This window comes from Pseudorhodoferax sp. (assembly GCF_047601025.1).
Taxonomy (GTDB): domain Bacteria; phylum Pseudomonadota; class Gammaproteobacteria; order Burkholderiales; family Burkholderiaceae_C; genus Pseudorhodoferax.
The window spans coordinates 3,422,324-3,434,472 of the sequence record NZ_JASGJZ010000001.1 but is presented as its reverse complement, the minus strand read 5'-3'; the positions used below and the strand labels follow the sequence as shown (position 1 = coordinate 3,434,472).

Here is a 12,149-nt window from a genome sequence, read left to right as displayed (position 1 = left end):
CTTTCCCGACCCTGACATGACCAAATTCGTCTTCGTCACCGGCGGTGTGGTGTCCTCCCTCGGCAAGGGAATCGCCTCAGCCTCCCTTGCTGCGATCCTCGAATCGCGCGGCCTGAAGGTCACCCTCATCAAGCTCGACCCGTACATCAACGTCGACCCGGGCACCATGTCACCGTTCCAGCACGGCGAGGTGTTCGTGACCGACGACGGCGCCGAGACCGACCTGGACCTGGGCCACTACGAGCGCTTCATCACCACGCGCATGCGCCGCGCTAACAACTTCACCACGGGCCGCATCTACCAGTCCGTGCTCGAGAAGGAACGCCGGGGCGACTACCTGGGCAAGACCGTGCAGGTGATCCCGCACGTGACCAACGAGATCCAGGAGTACGTCAAGCGCGGCGCCGGCGTCGGCACGCCGGACGCGGTGGACGTGGCCATCGTCGAGATCGGCGGCACCGTGGGCGACATCGAGTCCCTGCCCTTCCTCGAAGCGGTGCGCCAGCTGGCCCTCAAGCAGGGCCCCAACAACTCCGCCTTCGTGCACCTGACCTACCTGCCGTACATCGCCACGGCCGGCGAGCTCAAGACCAAGCCCACGCAGCACACCGTGCAGAAGCTGCGCGAGATCGGCATCCAGCCCGACGCCCTGCTCTGCCGCGCGCAGCAGCCGGTACCCGAGGAGGAGCGGCAGAAGATCTCGCTGTTCACCAACGTGCCCGAGTGGGGCGTGATCAGCATGTGGGACGTGGACACCATCTACAAGGTGCCGCGCATGCTGCACGAGCAGGGCCTGGACGGCCTGATCTGCGACAAGCTGCGCCTGAACACGCCGCCGGCCAAACTCAAGCGCTGGGACGACCTGGTCTACGAGACCGAGCATCCGCAGCACGAGGTCAGCATCGCCATGGTCGGCAAGTACGTGGACCTGTCGGACAGCTACAAGTCGCTGAACGAGGCGCTGCGCCACGCCGGCATGCACAACCATGCGCGCGTGAAGATCAGCTACCTGGATTCGGAGACCATCACGCCGGCCAACGTCGCGCAGCTGGCGCAGTACGACGCGGTGCTGGTGCCCGGCGGCTTCGGCAAGCGCGGCATCGAGGGCAAGATCTGCGCGGCCCGCTTCGCGCGCGAGCAGCGCGTGCCCTACCTGGGCATCTGCCTCGGCATGCAGGTCGCCACGATCGAGTTCGCGCGCCACGTCGCCGGCCTGAAGGACGCCAACTCCACCGAGTTCGACCCGGCCACGCCGCACCCGGTCATCGCGCTGATCACCGAATGGCAGGACGCCGACGGCAGCATCAAGACACGCGACGAGCACTCCGACCTGGGCGGCACCATGCGCCTGGGCGCGCAGAGCTCCGACGTGGCCAAGGGCACGCTGGCGCACCAGATCTACGGCGACGTGGTGACCGAGCGCCACCGCCACCGCTACGAGGCCAACGTCAGGTACCTCGACAAGCTGCGCGCGGCCGGCCTGGTGATCTCGGCGCTGACGCAGCGCGAGCAGCTGACCGAGATCGTCGAGCTGCCGCAGAGCCAGCACCCCTGGTTCATCGGCGTGCAGTTCCACCCCGAGTTCAAGTCCACGCCCTGGGCCGGCCACCCGCTGTTCAACGCCTTCGTGAAGTCCGCGCTGGACCACCAGAAGGCGCGCCAGGCGCAGCCCGCGCAGGAGGCCGCGCGGCCCGACGTGGTGGCCGCGGCATGAAGCTCTGCGGTTTCGACATCGGCCTGGACCGGCCGTTCTTCTTGATCGCCGGCCCCTGCGTGGTCGAGTCCGAGCAGTTGCAGATGGACACGGCCGGCCGGCTCCAGGAAATCACCGCCGCGCTGGGCATCCCGTTCATCTTCAAGAGCAGCTTCGACAAGGCCAACCGCTCCTCGGGCGCCAGCTTCCGCGGCCCGGGCCGCGAGAAGGGCCTGGAGGTGCTGGCCAAGGTCAAGCGCGAACTCGGCCTGCCGGTGCTGACCGACGTGCACACCGAGGACGACATCGCGGTCGCGGCGCGCACCGTCGACGTGCTGCAGACCCCGGCCTTCCTGTGCCGCCAGACCGACTTCATCCGCGCCGCGGCGCAGTCGGGCCTGCCGGTCAACATCAAGAAGGGCCAGTTCCTGGCGCCGCACGACATGAAGAACGTCATCGACAAGGCCCGCGCCGCCGCACGCGAGAAGGGCCTGCCGGAGGACAGCTTCATGGCCTGCGAGCGCGGCGCGAGCTTCGGCTACAACAACCTGGTCTCCGACATGCGCAGCCTGGCGATCATGCGCGAGACCGGCGCGCCGGTGGTGTTCGACGCCACGCATTCGGTGCAGCTGCCCGGCGGCCAGGGCACCAGTTCCGGCGGCCAGCGCGAGATGGTGCCGGTGCTGGCCCGCGCGGCGGTGGCCGTGGGCGTGGCCGGCCTGTTCATGGAGACCCATCCGGATCCGGCCAAGGCCCTGTCGGACGGTCCCAACGCCGTGCCGCTGAAGCACATGCGCGCACTGCTGGAAACGCTGCGCGAACTCGATGCCGTGACCAAGAGGAACGGCTACCTCGAAAACGATTTCGGAGCCTGATTTCCATGCCCAGCGCCTACATCATCGCCGACGTGACCGTGACCGACCCCACCCAGTACGAGGAGTACAAGAAGTGGTCCACCGCCGCCATCCAGGCGCATGGCGCCGAGGTCTGCGTGCGCGGCGGCACGGTCCAGGTGCTGGAAGGCGACTGGAGCCCCGCGCGGCTCGTGGTCCTGAAGTTCCCCAGCGTGGAGGCGGCCAGGGCCTTCGACGCATCGCCCGAGTACGGCAAGGCGCGCACGGCGCGCCAGGGCGCAGCCATCATGCGCATGGTCGTGGTCGAGGGCGTCTGATTCCCTATCCCTCAATCCCTAAGAAAGAAGCAGCAATGAGTGCCATCGTAGACATCGTGGGCCGCGAGGTCCTGGACAGCCGCGGCAACCCGACCGTGGAATGCGACGTGTTGCTGGAGTCCGGCACCATGGGCCGCGCCGCCGTGCCCTCGGGCGCCTCCACCGGTTCGCGCGAAGCCATCGAGCTGCGCGACGGCGACAAGGGCCGCTACCTGGGCAAGGGCGTGCTGAAGGCCGTCGAGCACGTCAACACCGAGATCAGCGAGGCCGTGATGGGCCTGGACGCCTCCGAGCAGGCCTTTCTGGACAAGACGCTGATCGACCTGGACGGCACCGACAACAAGTCGCGCCTGGGCGCCAATGCGATGCTGGCCGTCTCCATGGCCGTGGCCCGCGCCGCCGCCGAGGAATCCGGCCTGCCGCTGTACCGCTACTTCGGCGGCATGGGCGGCGTGACGCTGCCGGTGCCGATGATGAACGTCATCAACGGCGGCGCGCACGCCAACAACTCGCTGGACCTGCAGGAGTTCATGATCATCCCGGTCGGCGCGCCCAGCTTCCGCGAGGCGCTGCGCTACGGCGCCGAGACCTTCCACGCGCTCAAGAAGATCCTGCACGACCAGGGCATCAGCACCGCCGTGGGCGACGAGGGCGGCTTCGCGCCCAGCGTGCCCGACCACGAGGCCGCGATCCAGATGATCCTGCAGGCCATCGAACAGGCCGGCTACCGGCCCGGCGAGCAGATCGCGCTGGGGCTGGACTGCGCGTCGTCGGAGTTCTACAAGGACGGCAAGTACGTGCTGTCCGGCGAGAACCTGACGCTGTCCGGCGAGGAATGGACCGACAAGCTCGCGGGCTGGTGCGACAAGTACCCCATCATCTCGGTCGAGGACGGCATGGCCGAAGGCGACTGGGACGGCTGGAAGCACCTGACCGAGCGCCTGGGCAAGCGCGTGCAGCTGGTCGGCGACGACCTGTTCGTGACCAACACCAAGATCCTGCAGCAGGGCATCGAGCGCGGCATCGCCAACTCCATCCTGATCAAGATCAACCAGATCGGCACGCTGACCGAGACCTTCGCCGCGATCGAGCTGGCCAAGACCTCGGGCTACACCTCGGTGATCAGCCACCGCTCGGGCGAGACCGAGGATTCCACGATCGCCGACATCGCCGTGGGCACCAATGCCGGCCAGATCAAGACCGGCTCGCTGTCGCGCTCGGACCGCATGGCCAAGTACAACCAGCTGCTGCGCATCGAGGAAGACCTCGGCGAAGTGGCCCTGTACCCCGGCCGCCGCGCGTTCAACGTGCTGCGCTGATCCCCTGCCCTGCCGCCGCCCGCATCCGCCATGGGTTCGCGCTTCGTCCCGGCCGTGCTGCTGGTGCTGCTGGCCGTCGTGCATGCCCAGCTCTGGTTCGGGCGCGGCAGCATCTCCAACGTGGCCGAGCTCCAGCAGCGGCTGGAGGAGCAGCAGGCCGCCAATGCCAAGGCCCAGGCCGTCAACGACCGCCTGCAGGCCGAGGTGCGCGACCTGCAGGACGGCCTGGAGATGGTCGAGGAGAAGGCGCGCAGCGAACTGGGCATGGTCAAGCCCAATGAAGTGTTCGTCCAGTTCGCGCGCTGAATGGTCGATGCGCTGACCGCGCTGTGGGCCTGGCTGCTGGGCCCGGCCTTCACGCTGTGGAACACGGCCAGCAGCCGGCTGGAACTGCTGGCCGTGCTGCTGGCGCTGGCCATGGTGGGCTTCAACATCCGCGAGCGGCACTGGGGCTGGCCGCTGGCCATCGCCAGTTCGCTGCTGTACCTCGGCCTGTTCTCGCGCCACCGCCTCTACGGCGATGCGGCGCTGCAGTTCTTCTTCGCCTGCGTGGCGCTCTGGGGCTGGCTCAGCTGGCTGCGCGGCCGGCGCGCCGACGGCTCGGCGCTGCGGGTGAGCCGGCTGTCGGCCCGCGGCTGCTGGATGACGGTGGCGGCCTGCGCCGTGCTGTGGCCGGCCACGGCGCTGTTCCTGCGGCGCTTCACGGACACCGACGTCCCCTGGTGGGACGCCTTTCCCACCGCGGTGAGCCTGGTCGGCCAGTTCCTGCTGGGCCGCAAGTACGTCGAGAACTGGCTGGTCTGGCTGGTCGTCAATACCGTCAGCGTGGGCCTGTTCGCCTACAAGGGCCTGTGGCTGACCACGCTGCTGTACGGCCTGTTCATCGGGCTGAGCTGGCTGGGCTGGCAGGCGTGGAAACGGCGGCTGCCGGCGCCGGCCGCGCCATGACGCCGCTGCGGATCGCCCTGCTGGGCGCCGAGAGCAGCGGCAAGAGCACGCTGTCGCAGGCGCTGGCCGACGCGCTGGCCGCACGCGGCCTGGCCGTGCGGCTGGTGCCCGAATGGCTGCGCACCTGGTGCCTGCAGGCCGGCCGCACGCCGCGGCCGGACGAGCAGATGGGCATCGCCCGCCACCATGCCGGATTGCTGGACCAGGCCGCCGCCGCGCTGGACGGCCCGGCCGTGCTGATCGCCGACACCACGCCGCTGATGGTCGCGGTCTACAGCGACCTGCTGTTCGGCGACCCGTCGCTGTACGACTTCGCGCTGCAGCACCAGCGCCGCTACCACGCCACGCTGCTGATGGGCCTGGACCTGCCCTGGGTCGCCGACGGCGCGCTGCGCGACGGCCCGCACGTGCAGGCCCCGGTGGACGCCAAGGTGCGCGCCGCGCTGCAGCGCGCCGGCATCCCGTTCCAGGTGGTCTACGGCCACGGCCCGGCGCGGCTGGCCCGTGCCGAGCGTGCGCTGCACGGCCTGGCCGGCCCGGTGCCGCGGCCGGACGACGCGCCGCCACCACCCTCCGGCGACGGACCGGCCTGGGCCTGCGATTGCGGCAGCGACGCCGGCTGCGAGCACCGGCTGTTCCAGCGCCTGCTGGGCGGCGCGGCCTGAACGGCTGCTACTGCATCGCGTCGCTGCCCGGCGGCAGCGCGTCCGGCGGCGCGAAGATCTGCGCCGCGTCGACCGGGTCGAAGCGGTACTGCTGGCCGCAGAACTCGCAGCCGACCTCGATGTCGCCGCGCTCGGCCAAGATGGACTCGGCCTCCGCGCGGCCCAGCCCGCGGATCATCTGCGCCACGCGCTCGCGGCTGCAGGTGCAGGCGAAGCGCGGCCCGGCCTCGCCGGTCAGCGGCGTGAACGCCAGCACGCGCTCTTCCCAGAACAGGCGGCGCAGCACGGTGTCGATGTCCAGGCCCAGCAGCTCCTCGCGCTTGAGCGTGCGCGCCAGGTGCGCGATGCGGTTGAAGTCCTCGTTGCGGCCCTGCGTGTCGGCCTGTTCGGCGGCCTCGGCCTGGCTGGCCTCGCCGGCCAGGTTGGCTTCTCCCTTGACCGGCAGGCGCTGCACCAGCAGGCCGGCGGCCGTCTCGTCGTCGGCGGCTAGCACCATCACCGTGTCCAGCTGCTCGCTGCGCAGCATGTAGTGCTCCAGCACCTCGGCCACGCCGGCCAGGCGCCGGCCGTCGTCGCCGGCCAGGGCGACCATGCCCTGGTAGGGCTGCTGGCCGGGCTGCCTGCGGGCCGGGTCCAGCGTGATGGCGCAGCGGCCCTGGCCGCGCTCGTTCACCAGCTCGGCCAGCGTGGCGTCGTCGTCCACCTCGCCGGCCAGCGTCGCGGTGGCGCGCAGCCGCAGGTCCGACTGCACTTCGACCACGGCCAGCTTCAGCGGCCCGTCGCCGAAGATCTGCAGCACCAGCGCGCCGTCGAACTGGATGCCCGCCTGCATCAGCACGGCCGCGGCCGTCATCTCGCCCAGCACTTGCTGCACCGGCGCCGGGCATGGGCCGGCCGCCGGGTTCGAGGCGCGCCGGCGCAGCAGCTCCTGCCAGGCGTCGGTCAGCCGCACGATGGCGCCGCGCACGGGCAGGCCCTCGAACAGGAACTTGCGCAGTTCGGACATCAGCCGATCTTCTTCAGGCCGGCCCGGTAGCGCCGCGCGTTGTCGATGTAGTGCTGCGCGCTGCGCCGCAGCCCGGCGATCTGCTCGGGCGTGAGCGGGCGCACGGCCCGCGCCGGGCTGCCGAGGATCATCGAGCCGTCGGGGAATTCCTTGCCCTCGGTGACCAGCGCGCCGGCGCCGACCAGGCAGTTGCGGCCGATCCGCGCGCCGTTGAGCACGATGGCGCCGATGCCGATCAGCGTCTCGTCGCCGATCGTGCAGCCGTGCAGCATGACCTGGTGGCCCACGGTCACGTGCCGGCCGATGGTCAGGGGCAGGCCCTCGTCGGTGTGCAGCACGCTGTTGTCCTGGATGTTGCTGCCCTCGCCGAGGGTGATCAGCGCGTTGTCGCCGCGGATCACGACGCCGGGCCAGACGCTGCTGTCCGCCTGCAACGCCACGCTGCCGATGATCTGCGCGCTGTCGGCGACCCAGGCGGTCGGCGCGACCTCGGGCGCACGCTGATCCAATGTGTACAGGGCCATCGCGGATACCTCGTGGATTCGTTCGGATTGCGGCCATTGTAGGGAGCCGTCCGGCTGCTGCAGGGCCGCCAGCTCGGCCTCGCTGAAGCCCGCCGCGCGCCGCGCCGGCAGGTTGAACGGCCCCTTGAGCCGCGGCGCGCCGTAGCGCCGCGCCAGCGCCGCGTAGGTGGCCACCGGCTCCAGGCCGCGCGCGCGGCACAGCCAGCCGTACCAGCGGTTGCCGATGGCCACGTGGCCGACCTCGTCGGCCAGGATCCGGTCCAGGATCTCGCCGGCGCGCCGGTCGCCGGCGGCCAGCAGCTTGTCGCGGATCGGCGGCGCCGCGTCCAGCCCGCGCGCCTCCAGCGTGCGCGGCACCAGCGCCAGCCGGGCCAGCAGGTCGTCCCGCGTCTTCTCGGCCATGTCCCACAGGCCGTTGTGGGCGGGCAGGTCGCCGTAGGCATGGCCCAGGCCGGCCAGGTGCGCGGCCAGCAGCTGGAAGTGCAGCGCCTCCTCGCGCGCGACCTGCGCCCAGTCGCGGTAGAAGGCCTCGGGCAGGCCCGGAAAACGCCACAGCGCGTCGCAGGCCAGGTCGATCGCGTTGAACTCGATGTGCGCCAGCGCATGCAGCAGCGCGGCCCGGCCCGCGGGCGTGCCGACCGGACGCGGCCTGAGCTGCTGGTGCGGCACCAGCACCGGCCGCTGCGGCCGCCCCGGCACCGGGCCCGGCGGCGCCAGCACCCGCGCCACCGCCAGCGGCAGGTCCGGCGCCAGTTGGCGCGCCAGCGCCGCCTTGCGCGCCGGCACGGGTTCGCAGAGCGCGGCCAGCGCCGCGGCGCGCAATTCCATCTTTTCGTGCGATTCTTGTTTCAAGTGCAGCGCCGTATTGGTTTGAGGGCCGCGCGAATAAGGTGGTGCGACCTAGAATTCCACGCATCTTCCCATCGTTCTTGGCCGACCCCGCCGCCCTCATGACCGCTGCCGCCGCCCCCGGCCCGATCGCGCGCCCGGCCAGCCGATTCGCAGCCTCCCGCCGCCTGGCCGTGGTGCCGCCAGTCCGGCCCGGCCGGACGCGCTGACCCGGCGCCCCCATGGAACCGACCTTTGCCCGGGCCTCCACCATGTCTTCCCTCCTCTCCGACGCGCCGACGCCGACGGCGCCCGCCCCCCTCGAAGCCGGCAACCAGATCGCCATCGCGCGCCAGGCCATCGTGGGCGAGAACCGGGCCGTGCTCGGCTACGAGCTGTTCGACCGCTCCACCTCGCCGGCCGCGCATACCGCCGACAGCGACGCCGCGCTGCTGTTCAACGCGTTGTCGTTCGCCGACACCGAGGCGCTGGTCGGCAACAAGCTGGTGTTCATCAACTGCACGCACGCCAGCCTCAAGGCCGGGCACCTGGAGCTGATCCACCCCGGCAAGGTGGTGCTGGAGGTGCCGCCCGCGCCCGACCACGCGCCCGGCGCCATCGAGGAGCTGGCCGCCGTGCTGGCCAGCCTGCGCAAGGAGGGCTTCCGGCTCGCCTTCAACCACACCGTGCTGACGCGCGGCTACGCCTCCTGGCGGCCGCTGGCGGCCTACGTGAAGCTGGACAGGGCGGCGCTGGCGCCCGAGAAGATCGAGCCCTTCGTGGCCTTCGCGCGCACCGGCACCGACGCCCAGCTGATCGCCGAGAAGGTGGAGACGGCCGAGCAGCACCGGATGCTGTCGGACTGCGGCATCCGGCTGTTCCAGGGCTACTGGCTGGACAAGCCGGCGGTCGTGAAGGTACAGACCATCCGGCCCCCGCAGGCCACCATCCTGCAGCTGTTCAACCTGGTGCGCAGCCGCGCCGACACGGCCCTGCTGGAGGAGCTGCTCAAGCGCGACCCCACGCTCGCGTTCAACCTGCTGCGCTTCATCAACGCCTCGGGCCTCGGGCTGAACTGCGAGATCACCTCGTTCCGCCACGCGGTCATGATCCTCGGCCACCAGAAGCTGTCCCACTGGGCCCGGCTGCTGCTGACCACCTCGCGCAGCGGCGGCGCGCCGCCGGTCGCGGGCCGCACCGCCGTGGTGCGCGGCCGGCTGATGGAACTGCTGGCGGCCGAGCTGCTGGCGCCCGAGGAATGCGACAACGCCTTCGTCGTCGGCGCGTTCTCGCTGGTCGACGCCATGCTGGGCGTGCCGCTGGCCAAGGCGCTGCAGACCGTGGCGCTGCCGCAGCCGGTGGTCGACGCGCTGCTGCAGCGCACGGGCGTCTACGCCCCGCTGCTGGAGCTGACCGAGGCCTGCGAGAGCGGCAACGAGGAGGTGTTCGCGCGCGTCGCCAATGCGCTGCACCTGTCCAACCGCCAGGTCAACATGGCGCATCTGCAGGCGCTGGCCTGGGCCGAGGCCATGGGCGGCTGAAGCGACTGAAGCGGCGCAAGCCGCAAAAGCCGCCCCGTCAGCCCTTCGGCCCCCGCCGGGCCCCGGCGACGGGGCGCGCGCCCCGGCCGCTGCTGCGGAACACGTCCACGACCAGCGCGCGCAGCCAGCGGCTGCGCGCGTCGTGCTGGTAACGCGCGTGCCAATGCTGCTTGATGCGGTAGGCCGGCACATCGAACGGTGGCTCGTGGATGCGCAGCCGCGGGTCGCCCATCGATTCGGCCAGCCTGCGCGGCACGGTGCAGACCAGGTCGGTGCGCGCCACCACGGCCTCGGCCGCCAGGAAGCTCGGCAGCTTCAGGCCGATGCGCGGCGCCAGGCCCTGCGCCTGCAGCGCCCGCGCCACCAGCCAGTGCGAGGTGCCCTGGGCCACGATCTCCACGTGCGAGGCCTCGCGGAAGGCCCTGAGCGTCAGCGTCCTGCCGATGCGCGGATGGCCGGCCCGCGCCACGCAGACGAAGGATTCGTCGAACAGCGCCTGCTCCATGAAGCCGCCCTCCAGGTCGCCGATCGAGCCGATCGCCAGCTCCGCATCGGCCTGCTCCAGCAGCCGTGGCGTGTCGGCCGACACCGGCAGCACCTCGATGCCCAGGTGCGGCGCCTCCTGCGCCAGCCGCGCTTGCAGCGCCGGCAGCATCACCACCTGGCTCACGTCGGTCATGCACAGCCGCAGGCCGCGGGTGGACTGCTGCGGGTCGAAGCTGCTCCTGCGCCGCAGTGCATCCACGATCAGTGCGCGCGCCTGCGCCAATGGCTGCCACAGCTCGGCCGCGCGCGGCGTGGGCTCCATGCCCGCCGAGGTGCGCACGAACAGCGGGTCGCCGAAGCGCTCGCGCAGCCGGCGCAGGCCCATGCTCACGCTGGACTGCGCCAGCCCCAGGCTGGCGGCGGCGGCCGAGACGCTCTTGGTCCGGTAGATCTCCTCGAAGATCTCCAGCAGCCGCAGGTCCAGGTTCAGCATGCGGCGGGGACCTCCATCAACGTTCCTGATACATGGCATCGCCTCGCGCGCCTGTTCAGCGCACGGCGCGTTCGCTATTGTTGCGCCACACGCGGCCGCCGCCCCTGCCGCATCCCGACCTGGAGACATGCCATGCCCTTGACCGACAACCGCTACATGAGCGGCTTCGTCAACGAGTTCGCCACCGAGGCCCTGCCCGGCGCGCTGCCGGACGGCCGCAATTCGCCGCAGCGCGCGCCCTACGGCCTGTACGCCGAGCAGTTGAGCGGCACCGCCTTCACCGCGCCGCGCCATGCCAACCGGCGCAGCTGGACCTACCGCATCCGCCCGGCCGCGCTGCACCAGCCGTTCGAGCTGGCCGCCGAGGTCGGCGCGCACTGGCTGAGCCACGGCACCGGCGGCTTCGACGAGGTGCCCACGCCGCCGAACCAGTTGCGCTGGGATCCTCTGCCCTTCCCCACGGCGCCGACCGACTTCGTCGACGGCATGGTCAGCATCGCCGGCAACGCCGGCTGCGGCATCCACCGCTATGCGGCCACGCAGTCCATGGACCGGCGCTTCTTCTACGACGCCGACGGCGAGCTGCTGATCGTGCCCGAGCAGGGCCGCCTGGAACTGGCCACGGAGATGGGCGTGGTCGCGCTGGCGCCGCTGGAGATCGCGGTGGTCCCGCGCGGCGTGCGCTTCCAGGTCCGGCTGCCGGACGGCCGCGCGCGCGGCTACGTCTGCGAGAACCCTGGCGCCGCGTTCCGGCTGCCCGACCTCGGCGTGATCGGCTCCAACGGCCTGGCCAATCCGCGCGACTTCCGCACGCCGGTGGCGGCCTACGAGGACCGCGAGGGCGACTTCGAGCTGGTGGCCAAGTTCAACGGCCGCTTTTGGCGCGCGCGCATCGGCCATTCGCCGCTGGACGTGGTGGCCTGGCACGGCAACTACGCCCCCTACAAGTACGACCTGCGGCGCTTCAACGCGATCGGCTCGATCAGCTACGACCATCCGGACCCGTCGATCTTCCTGGTGCTGCAGGCGCCCAGCGACACGCCGGGCGTGGACTCGATCGACTTCGTGATCTTCGCGCCGCGCATCCTGTCGATGCAGGACACCTTCCGCCCGCCCTGGTTCCACCGCAACGTCGCCAGCGAGTTCATGGGGCTGATCGAGGGCGTGTACGACGCCAAGGCCGAGGGCTTCGCGCCCGGCGGCGCCTCGCTGCACAACTGCATGACCGGCCACGGCCCCGACGCCGAGACCTTCGAGAAGGCCAGCGCGGCCGACACCAGCAAGCCCGACTACATCGACCACACCATGGCCTTCATGTTCGAGACGCCGGCCGTGATCCAGCCCACGCGCGCCGCACTCGCGTCGCCGCTGCTGCAGCACGGCTACTACCGCTGCTGGCAGGGCCTGGCCAGGCACTTCGACCCCGCTAGGCGCTGACCCGCGCCGCGCTCCCACCGACCCGCAGGACCCGCCAC

12 protein-coding genes and 1 pseudogene are annotated in these 12,149 nt (G+C 71.1%); 9 read left to right on the top strand and 4 right to left on the bottom strand.

The annotated features are described in order from the left end of the window. Positions 1-16: 16 nt before the first annotated feature. Genes QM782_RS16105 through QM782_RS16075 form a run of 7 tightly spaced genes read left to right on the top strand, consistent with a single transcriptional unit; the run spans position 17 to position 5,796 of the window. Positions 17-1,714 (top strand): CTP synthase, encoded by a 1,698-nt coding sequence (locus QM782_RS16105; RefSeq protein WP_415203911.1) that lies wholly within the window; start codon positions 17-19, stop codon positions 1,712-1,714. Beyond that, positions 1,711-2,568, top strand: a complete 858-nt coding sequence (gene kdsA, locus QM782_RS16100) for a 3-deoxy-8-phosphooctulonate synthase (RefSeq protein ID WP_415203910.1) — start codon at positions 1,711-1,713, stop codon at positions 2,566-2,568. Before QM782_RS16105 ends, kdsA begins: the two co-directional genes overlap by 4 nt. A gap of 5 nt (positions 2,569-2,573) precedes the next feature. Beyond that, on the top strand, positions 2,574-2,864 hold the full coding sequence (locus QM782_RS16095) for a DUF1330 domain-containing protein (protein ID WP_415203909.1): 291 nt from the start codon (positions 2,574-2,576) through the stop codon (positions 2,862-2,864). A 35-nt stretch (positions 2,865-2,899) separates the two neighbouring features. Beyond that, positions 2,900-4,183, top strand: coding sequence for a phosphopyruvate hydratase (eno, locus tag QM782_RS16090; protein ID WP_415203908.1), 1,284 nt, complete (start codon positions 2,900-2,902; stop codon positions 4,181-4,183). Between the two features lie 30 nt (positions 4,184-4,213). Next, on the top strand, positions 4,214-4,489 hold the full coding sequence (ftsB, locus tag QM782_RS16085; RefSeq protein WP_415203907.1) for a cell division protein FtsB: 276 nt from the start codon (positions 4,214-4,216) through the stop codon (positions 4,487-4,489). Then, positions 4,490-5,131, top strand: a complete 642-nt coding sequence (gene pnuC / locus QM782_RS16080) for a nicotinamide riboside transporter PnuC (protein ID WP_415203906.1) — start codon at positions 4,490-4,492, stop codon at positions 5,129-5,131. It abuts the gene before it with no gap. Continuing rightward, positions 5,128-5,796: an AAA family ATPase gene (locus QM782_RS16075; RefSeq protein WP_415203905.1), complete on the top strand. Its 669-nt coding sequence runs from the start codon at positions 5,128-5,130 to the stop codon at positions 5,794-5,796. The genes pnuC and QM782_RS16075 overlap by 4 nt, the downstream gene beginning before the upstream one ends. 7 nt (positions 5,797-5,803) lie before the next feature. On the opposite strand, the gene QM782_RS16070 is transcribed toward QM782_RS16075, so the two are convergent. From QM782_RS16070 to QM782_RS16060, 3 genes and pseudogenes are all read right to left on the bottom strand, one after another. After that, a complete protein-coding gene (locus QM782_RS16070; protein WP_415203904.1) occupies positions 5,804-6,802 on the bottom strand; it encodes an Hsp33 family molecular chaperone HslO in 999 nt (332 codons plus the stop codon). Then, positions 6,802-7,074: a gamma carbonic anhydrase family protein gene (locus QM782_RS16065; protein ID WP_415205666.1), complete on the bottom strand. Its 273-nt coding sequence runs from the start codon at positions 7,072-7,074 to the stop codon at positions 6,802-6,804. Before QM782_RS16065 ends, QM782_RS16070 begins: the two co-directional genes overlap by 1 nt. A 306-nt stretch (positions 7,075-7,380) precedes the next feature. Continuing rightward, positions 7,381-8,154: pseudogene (locus QM782_RS16060) on the bottom strand (ferritin-like domain-containing protein); the annotation flags it as partial. A gap of 272 nt (positions 8,155-8,426) precedes the next feature. On the opposite strand from QM782_RS16060, the gene QM782_RS16055 reads away from it, so the two are divergent. Beyond that, a complete protein-coding gene (locus QM782_RS16055) occupies positions 8,427-9,695 on the top strand; it encodes an EAL and HDOD domain-containing protein (RefSeq protein ID WP_415203903.1) in 1,269 nt (422 codons plus the stop codon). 37 nt (positions 9,696-9,732) lie between these two features. Here the strand turns inward: QM782_RS16055 and QM782_RS16050 are convergent, their stop codons facing one another. Further along, a complete protein-coding gene (locus tag QM782_RS16050) occupies positions 9,733-10,674 on the bottom strand; it encodes a LysR family transcriptional regulator (protein WP_415203902.1) in 942 nt (313 codons plus the stop codon). 132 nt (positions 10,675-10,806) lie between these two features. On the opposite strand from QM782_RS16050, the gene hmgA reads away from it, so the two are divergent. After that, positions 10,807-12,111, top strand: a complete 1,305-nt coding sequence (gene hmgA / locus QM782_RS16045; protein ID WP_415203901.1) for a homogentisate 1,2-dioxygenase — start codon at positions 10,807-10,809, stop codon at positions 12,109-12,111. The last annotated feature ends 38 nt before the right edge of the window (positions 12,112-12,149 follow it).

What these genes read in the sequence shown, in the direction of transcription:
- QM782_RS16105 (WP_415203911.1), top strand. Translation starts at nt 17, where the DNA reads ATGACCAAATTCGTCTTCGTCACCGGCGGTGTGGTGTCCTCCCTCGGC.
- kdsA (WP_415203910.1), top strand. Translation starts at nt 1,711, where the DNA reads ATGAAGCTCTGCGGTTTCGACATCGGCCTGGACCGGCCGTTCTTCTTG.
- QM782_RS16095 (WP_415203909.1), top strand. Translation starts at nt 2,574, where the DNA reads ATGCCCAGCGCCTACATCATCGCCGACGTGACCGTGACCGACCCCACC.
- eno (WP_415203908.1), top strand. Translation starts at nt 2,900, where the DNA reads ATGAGTGCCATCGTAGACATCGTGGGCCGCGAGGTCCTGGACAGCCGC.
- ftsB (WP_415203907.1), top strand. Translation starts at nt 4,214, where the DNA reads ATGGGTTCGCGCTTCGTCCCGGCCGTGCTGCTGGTGCTGCTGGCCGTC.
- pnuC (WP_415203906.1), top strand. Translation starts at nt 4,490, where the DNA reads ATGGTCGATGCGCTGACCGCGCTGTGGGCCTGGCTGCTGGGCCCGGCC.
- QM782_RS16075 (WP_415203905.1), top strand. Translation starts at nt 5,128, where the DNA reads ATGACGCCGCTGCGGATCGCCCTGCTGGGCGCCGAGAGCAGCGGCAAG.
- QM782_RS16070 (WP_415203904.1), bottom strand. Translation starts at nt 6,802, where the DNA reads ATGTCCGAACTGCGCAAGTTCCTGTTCGAGGGCCTGCCCGTGCGCGGC.
- QM782_RS16065 (WP_415205666.1), bottom strand. Translation starts at nt 7,074, where the DNA reads ATGCTGCACGGCTGCACGATCGGCGACGAGACGCTGATCGGCATCGGC.
- QM782_RS16055 (WP_415203903.1), top strand. Translation starts at nt 8,427, where the DNA reads ATGTCTTCCCTCCTCTCCGACGCGCCGACGCCGACGGCGCCCGCCCCC.
- QM782_RS16050 (WP_415203902.1), bottom strand. Translation starts at nt 10,674, where the DNA reads ATGCTGAACCTGGACCTGCGGCTGCTGGAGATCTTCGAGGAGATCTAC.
- hmgA (WP_415203901.1), top strand. Translation starts at nt 10,807, where the DNA reads ATGCCCTTGACCGACAACCGCTACATGAGCGGCTTCGTCAACGAGTTC.